Genomic DNA, 14158 nt, shown 5'->3' with positions numbered 1-14158 from the left:
CCGGTCGTTCACCTTGGCACCATGAAAGGCAGTGGCCGCTGGCGTTTTCCCGCAATGGCAAACAAAAGCTGCCGATGCTTCGCTTCACGGCCATGCCAGTTTGGTGACGATATTAATGGCTTAGCTAGAAATCCAGCGTTGTTGATAGCTGGAAGGTTCGCGGGGCGCCCATCGCCAAGCTGGTGAAGTTAGGCTTTGCCCAATACGCCTTGTTGGTCAAATTGGTAACCGCTGCTCGCATGGTTAGTCGACGACCCGATAGCTCGGTGACATAACGTGCGCCGAGGTCGTACACGGTACGGCCAGAAACCGATAGCGAGTTGTCTGCACTAAGATACTGCTTGGAAGCCGCGTTTAGATTGGCGGTCAATGTTAGACCTTGCATTCTTGGTATATCCCACTCCGTTCCCAGCTTCGCCTGCCATTTAGGCACGCCCGTTGCCTGTTTGCCCTCATTGGCTTGGTCAGCAGCCTTCATCACCTTTGGATCCGAGTAGGCAATCCCCCCCATCAAGCGTACGCTATCCAGCGGTGAACCGAAGAAACCCCATTCCACTCCGCGGTTACGCTGTTCCCCTCCGAAAGAAAAAACGTTAGAGACGGGGTCGGTATAGCTGCTCGGACGCTCAATTTCGTACAAACTAAGCGTGTGGGCAAATTCACCGAAGTCGAATTTAAATCCAAACTCTTTCTGCTTGGTTTTGAAGGGCGCGAACACTTCACCCGCATTTGCCGCTGTATTGGGTGCCATCGCACCTTGGCTAAGCCCCTCAATATAATTCGCATAAACAGACATTTTCTCGGTGGCTTTAACAAGAACAGCCACTGCCGGCGTGATGGCGCTTTCGTCATAAGCAAGCCCTATCCGCTGTCCGGTTGCACCGTTATAGCTGTCATTGCTCACCTGTTGACGGCGTAAGCCAAGCGTTAGTTGTAGCCGCTCATCAAAAACCGACAATGTGTCCGCTAAGCCAAAGCTGGTCAAGCGAGTATCGGTTTTGGTAAGCGCTGGGATATTGCTAGGACGTTCGACTTCTGGACCCCATACCGGGTTGTAGATGTTTGTCACCCAAGCATTCGGCAAAAGGTTTCTAAAACCGTTCAACTGATAATCTTCATCGTAATAGGTACTGTTAAGCGCAAACTGATGGCCCACCGGACCCGTTCGAAGCTGACCTTTCAGTCCAATTTCTGCCGACTTTCTCTCCACTTTGTCGGACACGCCACTGAAGTTAATCCGAAAGTCTCCCGCTTCATTAAATACTTGAGCAGCGCCCATATTTGAGTCAAATTCGGTCTTGCTAATCCCCCCAGCCACATAAGCTGTGAGTTGGTCACTTAGATCGTATTCGCTGTGCAGCATGGCACCTTTATCGGTACTTTCATAGAAAGCCCAGGGCGGGTTCCACGAAACATCGGGGCTTGGTGGTGTGGGTACCGCCAAACCGGGGGCTAGAGTGATCCCCCGAGTCAAACCATTCGAGCGCTCCATACTACGATAAAGATCGACCGACAGCCGCGCCCGATCGCCGCGCCAATCCAGCCCGAGTGAAGCTAGCGAGACTTTTTTGTCTTGCGTATTCACCGCAGTATCGCCATCACGATACACACCATTGAAACGGATCCCAAATTGCTTTTTCTGGCCGAAGCGACGACCTAGATCGACATGCCCACCGAACTGCGAGTCAGACATGTAATTAAGCGTAAAACGCGTTAATGCCTCGTTACCGGCACGCTTGGTGACCAAGTTAACTGCGCCCCCCGCAGATCCCTTCGGCGGCATCCCGTTAAGCAACGCAGAAGGTCCTTTGAGTACTTCGACACGTTCGAACATTTCCGGCGAATTGCGATAATAGGCCGCCATGCCAGCCAAGCCGTTAATCGTCACATCACCAACGCTGGATGGCAAACCGCGGATCGAATAGCCTTCGTTACTTTCACCTGGGATGCCACTCATAAACACCGTGGGATCGGTTTTAGCGATCACCTCACTAATATCCCTGGCTTGCTGATCTGCGATAAACTGTTCTGTATAGCTAATCGTATTAAACGGTGTATCCATAAAATCTTTGTCGCCGAGCAAACCCATACGACCGCTAGTAGACACTTGTCCTCCGGCGTAGGGGGCTGCCCCAACCACCTTCAGCGGGGATAAAACGGTCACATCTTCAGCAGCACGAGACGAGGTCTGTTGCTTATTGGCATTGGTTTCCTTATCGCTGGTTTGCGCCAGTGCTGGTGATGCCACCACAGTCAAGGCACTGAGCGTGAGCCCGAGTAGCAGTTTTTTTTGGTTCAAGACAGCGGGAGAATGAGCGGCAAATATAGAATTTGCAGACGCGGTCTGCCGCACAAGGCCTTGCTTACGATGCTTATATCGACGTTTTGTCATGTCTGACTCCTTTCAAGTTTAAATTGAATTAGCTCACCGCTAGGTGATAAAAATATGCTTTCAAATGAGATTGTTACACTTTGGGTACGCTCCGCGAGACCCGCTAAAATGACTCAGTTTTGGTAGCCAGCAACGACATCATCGATAATCAGCGCTAAAGAGCTAGGGCTGGCTGCCGTGACATACCAAGCCTCGCTATCGGCAAAAACGACGCGCCCATTTTTCCAAGCATTGGTTTGCCGCAGTAAGGGATTACCGAGCGTCTCGGCGTTCAAAGCTGATCGGTGCTCCATCACGGCGGTGCGATCCACGATGTAGATCACGTCTGGATTGGCCTGCCGGATGAACTCACTGGAAATTGGTTGACCATGTAAGCCGGTTGCGCCCTTCGGGCTGGCCGACTTTACATTCAGCGCATTAAATACAAAGCCGTAGCGGGACTGCACCCCAAAGGAACTAAAAGCGCCGTTGTTGTGTAGCACGATCAAGGCCTTTTCGGGACGACCTTGGATGATGCGCCTAGCCTCTTCAACCTTGGCTTCTAACTCAAGGGCTTTCTGCTTGGCCAGTGCTTGTTTGCCAAAGATTCGCCCCAAGCTCAGAAGGTGTTCCTTAACAACCTCGATATGCCTAACTCGGCTATCCCGATAGTCCACGTCGAAGTGGATGGTCGGGGCGATCTCGCTCAGTTCTTTATAATGCTTGGCCTGTAGTGAAGTGATCAGGATCAGATCGGGCTTGGCCGCATGTACCCGCTCCAGATTGGGCTGAACTATCGCGCCTGTATCCACCACTTGCGAAGCGCTCTTATACTTCGCAAGAAAATGTGGAACAAAATCCTTGGGCATACCTGCAACCGGAATCCCCAATTGATCGAGAAAATCAACTTCATTCATATCTAGAGCAACCACCCGCTGCGGTAACTTGTTGATCACGGTGCTGCCCAGTTGGTGCTGGATCGTAATCGCTTGATAGGCGGGTAACGAAGACTGACTAGTCGCTGCTAACTGTGCACTTTTGGCTACCGATTCTTCGGCTTGCGGCTGGCAGCCCTGTATGGCGAACGTGACGCTCATCAGCAAAGCCAAGGCCCAATGCCTTTGTCGGTGGTTGAAACTCATTTCAGTTCTCCTAATGGGTTAAAGTAGTTGCATAGGCATCCGCGCTCGCTTTGCGCGATCTCAAAATCTAGCTCGTATAGCTCACCCAACCGCGCCTCGGTCACAACCTCCGACACCGAGCCGGAGCAATGCACCGCACCGCCCTTCATCGCCACAATGTGGTCGGAGTAATTGGCTGCGAAATTGATATCGTGTACCACCAAAATGACTGTGCGCCCCTGCTCGTCACATAAACGACGCAGCGCACGCATAATTTGCACGGCATGCTTAATGTCGAGATTATTCAAGGGCTCATCCAGCAGCAGACACGGTGTCTGCTGAGCGATCGTCATGGCTAAAAAAGCCATCTGACGCTGCCCGCCACTGAGTTCGTCGAGATAAGCTTCACGGAGCGGCTCCAACGTCAAGAAGGCGATGGCCTCGTCGATCACCCGATAATCATCAGCGTTCAGCGTGCCTCGGCTATAAGGAAAGCGGCCAAAGCCGACCAGTTCCTCAACCGTTAGCCGCAAGTTAAAATCCGGTGACTGGCGCAAGGTAGCGACACGCTTGGCGTAGTCACCAATAGGCAGCTCCGATGCTCGACAACCTTCAATCAAAATATCGCCATGGCTTGGCTTCAGTAGCCGGGCAATCGTCATCAACAAGGTCGTTTTACCCGCGCCGTTGGGGCCGATCAGCGACGTGAGCTGCTGCGCTGGGAAGCGCAGATTTACATCGGAAAGTACGGTTCTGTCACCATAAGCTTTGGAAAGGTGATTAACGGTAATCATGTCGTTCCTCGCTTGCGCATCATCAGCGCCAGAAACCAGACGCCGCATACCAGGTTGACCAAGATGCCGACGGTAGTTCGGTAATTAAAAATGTGTTCAACTGCAAGCTGGGCCAGGATAAATATGCCAACCGCAATCGCGCAGCCAGTCGCTAAGGTGACCCGATGCTTGAAACTACCAGCCAGTGCATAGCTGGTATTGGCAACGAAGATGCCCATGAAGGCGGTAGGCCCAAGCAAACTCGTCGAAACCGCCACCAGTACGGCGATCAAAGCAAGGTAGAGCCGCACCGAGCGCTGGTAATCTACGCCAAGAGATACCGCTTGCTCACGCCCTAGGGAAAGCACATCCAGCGTTGGCAAGGTCTTAGATGCAACGATCCACACCGCGCCAACCAGCATCAACGCAACCAGTAACTGCTCAGGCTCTGCCTTGCCAAAAGACGCCTGACTAAAGCCGAGCAGTACCGAGAACTCACCAGGGCTGACCTGGAATTGAACAAATAAGGTGAAGGTGCTGATCACCATCGTGAGTACCAGCCCCAACAACAACAGCAAATACACATCATGCTGACCCTCTCGGAATAGCCAGCGATGGATGACCCAGGAGTAGCCGAGCATCAAGCCGATAGATAATAAAAAGTTGCCGTTTGCACCCAGTACCACCAGACTCTGCGTCCCCATGACGAGGATCAGCAGCGATTGAAATAGCAGATAGACCGCCTCGTAGCCCATGGTCGCTGGCGTCAAGATCCGGTTGCCGGTGATGGTTTGGAACACGATCGATGACCAGGCAACACAGGCGCCACCAATCAGCATCGCCACCAATCGGGAGCAGCGCTTAGGAATCACATAATCAAAATCGAGTCCCGAGCGGAAAAACAAGAAGCAGATAGCCAATCCGATGACTATCATCCACACAGCATAGCCAGAAGTGATGCGTTTCATCGCAGCCTCCTGAAGATCAACACCAGAAATAACACGCCACCCACGCCGCCTGCGGTTAAGCCAATAGGCACCTCGAATGGATAGATCAGCACCCGACCGAGAATGTCACAGGCCAGCAACAGTGATGCACCGCTCAGCGCAACCACAGGCAAGCTGTGACTGAGGTTGTCGCCATAGTGCAGTGCGACTAGGTTGGGAATAACCAGACCAACGAAGGGAATTGCCCCCACGGTAATCACTGTGGCTGACACGGTGACGGCCACCAGCATCAAGCCCAGACTCACCGTGACCGAGTAGTTCAGTCCTAGGCTTGTCGCCATGCCTTCCCCCATCCCCAGCACCGTGAAGCGTTGCGCGTACAGGTAGCTTAATGCCACGATCGGGAGGATCAAGTAGATGATTTCGTAGTTACCTTGAACAATCTTAGAAAAATCACCCAGCAACCAGCCCTGCATACTTTGCAGTATGTTGTTGCGATAAGCATAGAATTCGGCGATAGCACTGAGCACACCGCTGTACATCAAGCCCATCACAGGGACCAGGATCGAGTTTTTTAATTTAATGCGGCGGATAATCGCCACAAAGATCAAGCTTGCTGCGAAGCAAAAGGCCAGCGCGAACAACATCCGCCCTACAGTCCCAGTGTTCGGTGCCACGGTTAATGCCACTAAAATGCCGAGCTTGGCTGCATCCAGCCCACCCGAGGTGGCTGGTTCGACAAACTTGTTGCGCACGATGTGCTGCAGGATCACGCCACAGACCGACAGCCCGACGCCAGTTAGCACCAACGCCGCCAAGCGTGGCAGCCGACTCGCGGTCAAGGTCAGCCAAGTATCACTGGATAGCGAAAACACCTGAGACCATGCCATTTGCTGGGCACCGAGCAGCAACGATGTACCACAAAGTAGGCAGAACACGCCAAATAGGCTGGCACGCATCAGTAATCCACGCCATCTGATGCGGCAGCAATACGCCAACCTTTTGCTGCTTTGCGCTGACCGAGGAACTGCGTGTATTGTCCTTGCTGCTGGCGCAACTGCAGCGGTGTTCCTTGCTCGACAATCAGGCCCTTTTCCAGTACCACTATTTGATCAGCCATTGCCACCGTAGACAGCTGATGGGCGATCACAAGCAGCGTGCATCGGCCGCGCAGCTGTGCCAAAGCCTCGGCAATCACTGCCTGATTTTCCGCGTCTAGCGCAGCAGTCGCTTCATCGACCAGCAAAATTGGCGCATCTTTGAGTAGCGCACGGGCGATGGCGATGCGTTGTCGCTCTCCACCGGACAAACGCGTCCCGCCCTCACCAACAGGGGTATCCAGCCCTTGTGGTAAACGCTCAATGATCTCGACGACACCAGCCAAGCGCGCCGCCTCGAGCAGCTCTGCATCACAGGCATCGGGTTTGCCAATGCGGATATTCTCAGCAATGCTGCCTATAAATAAGTAGTTGTCCTGAAAGATTTGGCTGATTTGCGCTGTCAGTTGTGTGCTGGACATCTGTTTAACATCCACGCCACCAACCAGTACGCTGCCTTGAGTCGTGTCGAAGAAACGCGCCACGAGCCGAGCCAGGGTCGTTTTTCCGGAGCCGGATTCACCGATCAACGCGGTCATACTGCCCGCTTCGAGACGAATGCTCACCCCGCGTAATACATCAGGCTCGCCTGGCGCATAACAGAAATGTACTGCTCGCAGTTCCACCGAGGCATCGCGCGGTGTCTGCGATATGTGAGGCTGCGGTAAGGCTTCAACCGCAAACAACTCACCAATCGTATCCAGCTGGCCACGCGCGCTTCGCAACACCTCGCTATAACTGGCCACTTCCAGCAGCGAGTCGATAAAGCGGCTGACCAGCAACAGGGCGACGATGACCGCAGCGATACTGCTGGTTGCCATGCCTCCCTCAAGGTGTCTATTCAACCACCACGATGCTGCGAGCAGTAAGCCGGCAAACACCGCCTGCACGGCCCAAGTATTAAGGACCGTTGACCCGGCCGACAGCCAGATCAATCGCGCTGCCGATTGGCGTTGCTTCTCTAGCGCTTGCTCCAGCAAGCGCATGCCACCACCTTCACCGTTAAAGGCACGTAACACAGACTGAGCTTGAGCAAATTCCACCACCCGCTGGCTCGCATCGGCAAAATGTCGATGAAAGGCATCATCGGCGCGGCGCGAGAGCTTCGCGGTGAGGGCAAGCACTCCCGTCAGTAGTGGCAAGGCCAACAACGCAATCAAGCCCAATGGCCAGTGCAGCATAAACAAAGCGACCACCAGCACCATCGGCGTAACCACGCCAGCAATGACTGGGGTGAACACATGTGCCGGAAGCTGAGCCACGGCCATCATCCCTTGCGTAACAACGTGACTAAGTCGAGCCGTATTCTGTGGCGAGAACCAGCCGACTGGCAATTCTGCCACATGGTTACCGAGGCGATGGCGTGCCCCCCGCAAGATGGCCACCCCCACTCGAACACCAGCTTGCTCCACGTAGCGCCGCAAGACCCAGCAAATAACTAAGCAGCTCAGTAGCACGATTAACCATGGCACCATCTGCGGCACATCGCCGCCCAACAGGTGGAGCAGCACCGGCACCAATGCGGTCATGGTCAACCCGCAGAGCACGCCATAAATAACCGCCATCCAAATGTAGCGCCGCAATACCAGAGCATCCTCGCCCAACAACTCAATCAATGTCTTTAACATGGCTGCGCCTCCGATACTGCTGACCCTTGGTAATCGCCTTTAGCCCATAACCGCGCATAGCATCCATCCTGCGCGAGTAGCTGCTGATGGGTGCCTTGTTCGGTAATCGCGCCGTCTTCGAGTACCAAAATCCGATCGGCGTGCATCACGGTGTCGAGCCGGTGTGCGATGACCAGTAAGCTACGGCCCTGCGCGAAGCGTGACAGCGCACTTTGGATCGCCACTTCGTTACTGGCATCAGCCGCCGCCGTTGCTTCGTCGAGCACCAACAGCGGTGGATCGAGTAGCACGGCGCGGGCAATGCTGAGCCGTTGGCACTCCCCCCCGGAAAGCTGAGCATCCTCACCCACGACCGAGTCGTAGCCACGCGGCAAAGCGAGAATACGCTTATGGATGTTGGCGGCCCGCGCCGCGTGTTCAACTTCCTGTTGACTGGCCGCTGGCCGCCCCAGCGCAATGTTATCGCGCACGCTGGCATGGATCAGGTTCACCTCCTGTAACACAAAGCCAATGCGGCGATAGAGTTGCGAAGTCTCGATGTGCCGTAAGTCCACACCGCCAAGGGTGATCCGTCCCTCGCTCGGGTCAAAAAAGCGGAGCAGTAAGCGCGCCAGAGTCGATTTACCCGCGCCCGAGGGGCCAACAATCGCCGTGACAGTGCCCGGCTCCAGCGTAAAACTGAGATTCGTCAAAGCCTGAGAGTTCTCCCCATAGCAATAGCTGACTTTCTCGAAGCAAACTTGATGACTGGTCGGGAGCTGCTGCTGGTCCGGTTCCAGCGTTTCCAGCACCGGCGTTTCTAGCAATGCCAGCACCCGCTGCGCAGCCCCCGTGGCGCTGCCAAGATCGTGCAGCAAGGTGTGTAATAGCAGCAGCGGCGCGCAGATCCCCGGTGCCACTAAGGCAAACGGCAGCACCTCTACCGGTTCAAGCCAGCCAAGGCTCACAAACACCGCACCAAAGGCCAACACAATGCCCAACACCGTTACTGGGGCGATCATCGCATGAGCATGAGCCATCGCTGCGACCAGCGGACGGGTGAAACGAACGAAGGCATCGGCGAAGGCATCCACGGCCTCTCGATAACCGGCGTGCGCCTTACCAGCTGCGCCGAATGCTTTCACCACAGGAATACCATTCACAAACTCGACCGTCGCGGCATTGATCCGTGCCAGTCGAGCGACGAACTGCTGCATGTTGGCACCACCGGTTTTCATGGCGAAATGCAAGAATAAGAAGAAGCCCGGAAACGGCAACAGTGCGGCGATGGCCATCCGCCAATCCAGTGCCAACAGATAGATAAGCGAAATTAAAATGGCGCCTACGGCACGCCCAACAGCAGTGAAAAAGTGTGCGCTCAAGCTGTGTAGCGTAGCGATGTCGTCTTGCATCGCCTGCTTAACCTCGCCCGACGCTCGGCCTGTAAACCAGCCCAGCGGCACCCGTGTCAAACGATCGACGGTGGCAAGACGCAAGTGATAGGTAATGCGATTGTCGGCCAGATGGGCGCTGAGCTCAGCAGCAAACAGCAGCGCCATACCGACAAACATGCAGAGCACGCTGATGCTAAGCGTCCACCAAATGTCGTCCTGCGCTTGTCCAGCTGCCGCGAGATGCTCATCGCCAAGGACGATCTTAGCGATATTCGCGATACCAGCCAGCGGCACCAACGTCAGCATGCTGCCCACGCCAGCGAGTATCGCGGCCACGGCCAATTGTCCACGAATGGGGCTCAATACTTGGCTGATTGGACTCGGTTCTTTGGTCTTGACTACAGCTACCTTATTCGTGCTCAAGAAATAAAACTCCAATAAATACAATAAATAAAAACCAAACAAGCCCGTGATTCGAGCTAAAAAGACGCGCCATCAACAGGCGTTTTGTTCTAGCCAGCAAGCGGTTTTGTAACAAAAAACCTTATCTTGATCGGCACACCAACTACATACGAATGATAATTAGTTTCATTACTATAAACTAATTATCGAATTAGTTGCAACCACTAAACTAAATAGCTAAAAAATGGGTTAGAATGAGATCGTAGCTGCCGCTACGACCGAGGAGCAGAGATGAAATCACCACAACAGCGTGCCACGCGGGGACGCCCACCAACCATCACACGCCAACGAATTGCCGAGGTCGGCATTGAAATAGGCCTGCCAAACATCACTTTTGTCGGTGTTGCGGCCGCCCTGGGGGTGAGTCATATGGCGCTGTACAAGCACCTGCCGAGTTTAGAAGCGCTCAAATCGCTGGTCGCCGAGGAGATATTCAGTCGCTGGCAAATCCCACAACCCGACAACAAACAGCCCGAAGAACTGAAGGACTATCTGATCGCGTTTGCCGCATCAATCCGAAAGTTCATCAAGGCATATCCTGGGCTGGCACCCTATGTGTTCCGTCGGTTGGCGGCTACTCAACCCATGATCACAAAGATCGATGAGCACCAAAACCACATCGCAGGCAGCTATGATCTTTCAAAGGAACAGGCTCGCTGGCTGCTCGCCACGGTGGCATTTCACTGCATCGCGGTGTCGGACACGGTATATTCGGTCGCCGATCGAGAACCTATCGAGAATGCAGACCGCGATGCAGAAGAAAGCGAAATGGAGCAAGAACTGATTCGCGGGATGCATGCACTCATCGTCGGTGCTCTGGTGATGCTGGAGAACGGGACCGCAGTTTAAACATGCGCGACCACGGCGCTGGTCCTAAAGGCCATGACGTGCCAGGCTCTGGTCGCCCCTAAAGACTGCAATAGCAAGATTCACATGTTTTGCAGCATTAAAATCGGCAATGCTTAGTTAGTGTATTGTCGTGTCACTGGCGGTTTCACGATGAGCTTGAAAGGATGACAAAAATTGGCGCGGCATGTACTTAAGTTGGGGCACCGAGAGTGCCCCAATTGACAATGAGTGACAGATAGAACTTACCGACTTGAATTCAAAACTATCGCCCGATGCAAGTCAGCACTCACACATGAATGACTCTTCGATGCTCCCTGCTGGTGAACTAAAAGTCCTAATTCAGCAGAGCCGATGTGAAGTCGAGATGATTGAAGCGCCCGCCTAAATCACCTCGACTCTGAGCACAGCTCTTCCAGTCGTTTACAAACGCAGCACCGTATCGCAGCGCTTTTCAATCAGATAGGGGTCATGACTAACGAATAACAGCGCACAACCTTGCTCTTTCGCTAAATCAACCAATAGTTCAATCACCTCCTTGGCAATGATCGGATCAAGACGAGACGTCGGCTCATCCGCAAACAAGAATACCGGCTCGAGCAGCATTGCGCGCAAAATGGCAAAACGCTGCAGCTCTCCCCCGGAAACTTCCGTGCTGCGGCGCTCTAAAAGCTCTGGCGCTAAGTTTAATTTACTCATTAAAATCGCAACTCGCTGGCGCTCAATCTGATGAAGTTTAACCAAGTCTTCCAACAACACCCCAAGCGTGACACTGCAAGTCAATGCAGCGGGAGGATCTTGAAACAGCTTCAACCATTGATAAGGTTTAGCCTCTTCACTCAAGCGCTTGACCGAACCTTCAATCGGCTTTAGCAAGCCCAGCAAAGTATCACCTAAGGTGCTCTTGCCACAGCCACTATCACCCACCACGCCCACCACCTCTCCAGAGTGAATGGTAAAGTTGATCCCATTTGACAGCGCAAGGCCATTGCGACCGATCGCTAAACGCTTCGCTTCAAGTACTGGCTTCTTCTCAATCATCGGGTAGTCACGCGCTTTCCAATGACGAGGATCTGCCGCAATCAGTAATTGGGTGTATGCATGCTGTGGATGATTTAAGATTTGTTGCGCACTTCCCTGCTCAACCACCACCCCTTCCTTCATCACAATAATGTCCCCGCCAATCTGACGAGCAACTTCAATATCATGAGTGATGGTAAGCAAACCGCCACCTTGGGCACTGTTCATCAGGACTTGAATAATGTCATCTCGACGACTAACATCAAGCCCCTTGGTCGGCTCATCGGCCAAAACAAGTTTTGCGCCTCCCGCCGTTGCAGAGGTCACAGCTAAGCGCTGTGCCATACCACCAGAGAGTTGTCCTGGCCGTTTTAAGGCACTGCTTTTTAGGCCAACTCGCTCTAAATCTTTTAGCGCGCGATAAAATGCAGCCTCTTCATCTAAATCATGTAAGCACTGGTACACCTCTGACACTTGCTGGTAAGCTGGCATTAAAGGATCGAGGGCACGCCACGGTTCTTGAGGCAGCATAATCACCTCCCTCCCCCATAAGCTTATCAGCGACTTGCGGTCGTGAGTTTGACCGAAGACCTCAACCTGACCTTGCTGTGACAATTCACTGGGGAGTAAACCAACAATGGCTTGAGCTAATAAACTTTTACCTGAGCCAGTTTGACCCAGAATCGTCACCGGTTTGTCTTGATATAGCTTAAATGACAAGGGCTGCAGCAGCTCTAGCTGTTTTGTTTTAATCGAAAGATCAGTCAGCTGAATTAAGAGGTTCACGACTCGCTCCTGCCAATAAATGAAAACCTAGCACCAATAGAGCGACCACCAGCAGCGGTTGAGCCAATATCCACGGCGCTTCAATATAGAATGGGAATAACTCAACACTCATCAACCCCAGTTCTGCTAGTGGGGGCTGAATCCCAACAGCCACAAAACCAAGTGATGCCATCATTAAGATCGCGTTGGCTCCCCCAAAGGCCGCCATCGTCGAGACCGAAGGTGCAACTGCAGGCCAGATATGGCGCTTAAACTGATACCACTTACCAAAGCCCATCATGACCGATACTTGTCTTTGCGGGCTATCTATTAAGGTTCGAGTAATGGCCCGTGTCACGCGATAGTACTCAAGCCATTGAACCAATGAGATGGCAAGGTACATCACCAAAAACGAACCCGGAGCTATCGCGGACAGCAATAACACAAGTACCAAGCCAGGTAGAGCCAGCAAGATATTCACTAAAATATCCAGGCCTTGTTCAATACGTCCCCCCGCCCAAGCGGCGCAAACCCCCAGTGTTACCCCCAAAATTGAAGCGCTAAAGACACACAGCAGCCCCAGCGTGAATGACAGACCAATCGCACTGGCTAAACGCGTCATCATGTCTCTGCCAAAATGATCGGTGCCCAACCAATGCTCAGCATTAGGATAGAGTAAACGACTGGAGAGGTTTTGTTCATCAATACTATAGGGAGATAAGCCCCCCACCAGTATCGAGAAAATAAACAAGCCCAGTAATATCATTAAGCCAATCTTTTGATTGATATTAAATTGCTTCATCATTTTTCTTGTAAGCCTCTGGGATCAATCCAATAACACAGCACATCAATCAGGCTGTTTAGTACAACAAACAGAACACCCATTGTCAGCGCACAACCTTGGATAAGCGGTATATCTCGAGCAAAGATTGCATGCGCAAGTCCATGCCCAATTCCGGGCCAAGAGAACAGAGATTCGATCATCACAATCCCTTCGATCACACTCACTAACTGAATACCGATAAAGGCAACAATTGGCAGCGCCATATTTCTCACCCCATGGCGGAAAAAGGTTTGCCCTTCGCTTAAACCCTTTACCCGAGAGAACTGATAAAAAGCCGAACCAAGCACCTGACCAACACTGCGGTGAACCACTCGATTTGATACGGCGGCCAAGCTGATCGCCAAGGTAAGACTTGGCAGAACAAGGTGTCGCCAAGTACCAAAACCAGCAACCGGTAATAAGGGCCATTCAATCGCCAACAACAGAAGCAGGATCAGGCCCAATACAAATACTGGCATCGCACGAGTGAAAGTAGAGAACCACACCACCAATAAATTCAATACACCGCGCTTTTTCGCGAATACTTCCTTGGCGGTTAAAGTGCCTAAAGGCAGCGCAATCGCCACTGATAATGCAATGCCAAAACCAGCAAGCAGTAATGAGTGACCCAATTGATGCAGTACCGTTTCACTCACAGGCAAGCCACTCACCAGTGAATTGCCTAAGTTGAACTGCATAAGGTCTGATAACCAACTGAGGTACTGACCAAACCAAGCTTGATCCAGATTCAATTCTTGGCGAACAAGTTCTGCGGCCGCTGAATCAACATTATCTTGCCCGTAACGGCTGGCCGCAATTCGATAGGCCATGTCTCCCGGTAAACTGCGCATTAAAATAAAGGTCAGTGTACCGACCCCCCAAGCAACCAAGATCAATTGATATAAGCGCTTCTTAGCTAGATCCCACAACAT

The 14158-nt window shown here is 52.8% G+C and carries 11 protein-coding genes; 1 reads left to right on the top strand and 10 read right to left on the bottom strand.

Translation table 11 applies throughout. The features are described from left to right. Nucleotides 1-124: 124 nt before the first annotated feature. The 7 genes from ACRRS0_RS03130 to ACRRS0_RS03100 form a co-directional block, all read right to left on the bottom strand. The gene (locus tag ACRRS0_RS03130; protein ID WP_432454678.1) at nucleotides 125-2392 is read right to left on the bottom strand and encodes a TonB-dependent receptor; all 2268 of its coding nucleotides are present in this window, start codon (nucleotides 2390-2392) and stop codon (nucleotides 125-127) included. 113 nt (nucleotides 2393-2505) lie between these two features. Then, complete coding sequence (locus tag ACRRS0_RS03125; RefSeq protein WP_432454679.1) at nucleotides 2506-3513, bottom strand: siderophore ABC transporter substrate-binding protein; 1008 nt, start codon at nucleotides 3511-3513, stop codon at nucleotides 2506-2508. After that, on the bottom strand, nucleotides 3510-4286 hold the full coding sequence (locus ACRRS0_RS03120; protein WP_432454680.1) for an iron ABC transporter ATP-binding protein: 777 nt from the start codon (nucleotides 4284-4286) through the stop codon (nucleotides 3510-3512). Before ACRRS0_RS03120 ends, ACRRS0_RS03125 begins: the two co-directional genes overlap by 4 nt. Beyond that, complete coding sequence (locus ACRRS0_RS03115) at nucleotides 4283-5233, bottom strand: iron chelate uptake ABC transporter family permease subunit (RefSeq protein ID WP_432454681.1); 951 nt, start codon at nucleotides 5231-5233, stop codon at nucleotides 4283-4285. The genes ACRRS0_RS03120 and ACRRS0_RS03115 overlap by 4 nt, the downstream gene beginning before the upstream one ends. Beyond that, complete coding sequence (locus ACRRS0_RS03110) at nucleotides 5230-6171, bottom strand: ABC transporter permease (RefSeq protein ID WP_432454682.1); 942 nt, start codon at nucleotides 6169-6171, stop codon at nucleotides 5230-5232. Before ACRRS0_RS03110 ends, ACRRS0_RS03115 begins: the two co-directional genes overlap by 4 nt. Next, nucleotides 6171-7838 carry an ABC transporter ATP-binding protein gene (locus ACRRS0_RS03105; RefSeq protein WP_432454683.1) on the bottom strand — a complete coding sequence of 556 codons (1668 nt, stop codon included), beginning with the start codon at nucleotides 7836-7838 and terminating at the stop codon, nucleotides 6171-6173. Before ACRRS0_RS03105 ends, ACRRS0_RS03110 begins: the two co-directional genes overlap by 1 nt. A 92-nt stretch (nucleotides 7839-7930) precedes the next feature. Continuing rightward, on the bottom strand, nucleotides 7931-9775 hold the full coding sequence (locus ACRRS0_RS03100; RefSeq protein ID WP_432454684.1) for an ABC transporter ATP-binding protein: 1845 nt from the start codon (nucleotides 9773-9775) through the stop codon (nucleotides 7931-7933). Between the two features lie 228 nt (nucleotides 9776-10003). Between ACRRS0_RS03100 and ACRRS0_RS03095 the strand changes: the two genes are divergently transcribed. Further along, nucleotides 10004-10621 carry a TetR/AcrR family transcriptional regulator gene (locus ACRRS0_RS03095; protein WP_432454685.1) on the top strand — a complete coding sequence of 206 codons (618 nt, stop codon included), beginning with the start codon at nucleotides 10004-10006 and terminating at the stop codon, nucleotides 10619-10621. 420 nt (nucleotides 10622-11041) lie between these two features. On the opposite strand, the gene ACRRS0_RS03090 is transcribed toward ACRRS0_RS03095, so the two are convergent. From ACRRS0_RS03090 to ACRRS0_RS03080, 3 genes are read right to left on the bottom strand one after another with little or no spacing between them, the layout of a single operon-like run. Continuing rightward, nucleotides 11042-12424: an ABC transporter ATP-binding protein gene (locus ACRRS0_RS03090; RefSeq protein ID WP_432454686.1), complete on the bottom strand. Its 1383-nt coding sequence runs from the start codon at nucleotides 12422-12424 to the stop codon at nucleotides 11042-11044. Next, nucleotides 12399-13208 (bottom strand): ABC transporter permease, encoded by an 810-nt coding sequence (locus tag ACRRS0_RS03085; RefSeq protein ID WP_432454687.1) that lies wholly within the window; start codon nucleotides 13206-13208, stop codon nucleotides 12399-12401. Before ACRRS0_RS03085 ends, ACRRS0_RS03090 begins: the two co-directional genes overlap by 26 nt. Then, nucleotides 13205-14158, bottom strand: a complete 954-nt coding sequence (locus ACRRS0_RS03080) for an ABC transporter permease (RefSeq protein ID WP_432454688.1) — start codon at nucleotides 14156-14158, stop codon at nucleotides 13205-13207. Before ACRRS0_RS03080 ends, ACRRS0_RS03085 begins: the two co-directional genes overlap by 4 nt.

The organism is Agarivorans sp. QJM3NY_29, assembly GCF_050870835.2.
Taxonomy (GTDB): domain Bacteria; phylum Pseudomonadota; class Gammaproteobacteria; order Enterobacterales; family Celerinatantimonadaceae; genus Agarivorans.
Note: the sequence above shows the minus strand (reverse complement) of the source record. Positions and strands in the feature narration are given on the sequence as shown.

Excerpts from the sequence above, each read along its gene's own strand:
- ACRRS0_RS03130 (WP_432454678.1), bottom strand. The coding sequence starts at position 2,392 with ATGACAAAACGTCGATATAAGCATCGTAAGCAAGGCCTTGTGCGGCAG.
- ACRRS0_RS03125 (WP_432454679.1), bottom strand. The coding sequence starts at position 3,513 with ATGAGTTTCAACCACCGACAAAGGCATTGGGCCTTGGCTTTGCTGATG.
- ACRRS0_RS03120 (WP_432454680.1), bottom strand. The coding sequence starts at position 4,286 with ATGATTACCGTTAATCACCTTTCCAAAGCTTATGGTGACAGAACCGTA.
- ACRRS0_RS03115 (WP_432454681.1), bottom strand. The coding sequence starts at position 5,233 with ATGAAACGCATCACTTCTGGCTATGCTGTGTGGATGATAGTCATCGGA.
- ACRRS0_RS03110 (WP_432454682.1), bottom strand. The coding sequence starts at position 6,171 with ATGCGTGCCAGCCTATTTGGCGTGTTCTGCCTACTTTGTGGTACATCG.
- ACRRS0_RS03105 (WP_432454683.1), bottom strand. The coding sequence starts at position 7,838 with ATGACCGCATTGGTGCCGGTGCTGCTCCACCTGTTGGGCGGCGATGTG.
- ACRRS0_RS03095 (WP_432454685.1), top strand. The coding sequence starts at position 10,004 with ATGAAATCACCACAACAGCGTGCCACGCGGGGACGCCCACCAACCATC.
- ACRRS0_RS03085 (WP_432454687.1), bottom strand. The coding sequence starts at position 13,208 with ATGATGAAGCAATTTAATATCAATCAAAAGATTGGCTTAATGATATTA.
- ACRRS0_RS03080 (WP_432454688.1), bottom strand. The coding sequence starts at position 14,158 with ATGTTGTGGGATCTAGCTAAGAAGCGCTTATATCAATTGATCTTGGTT.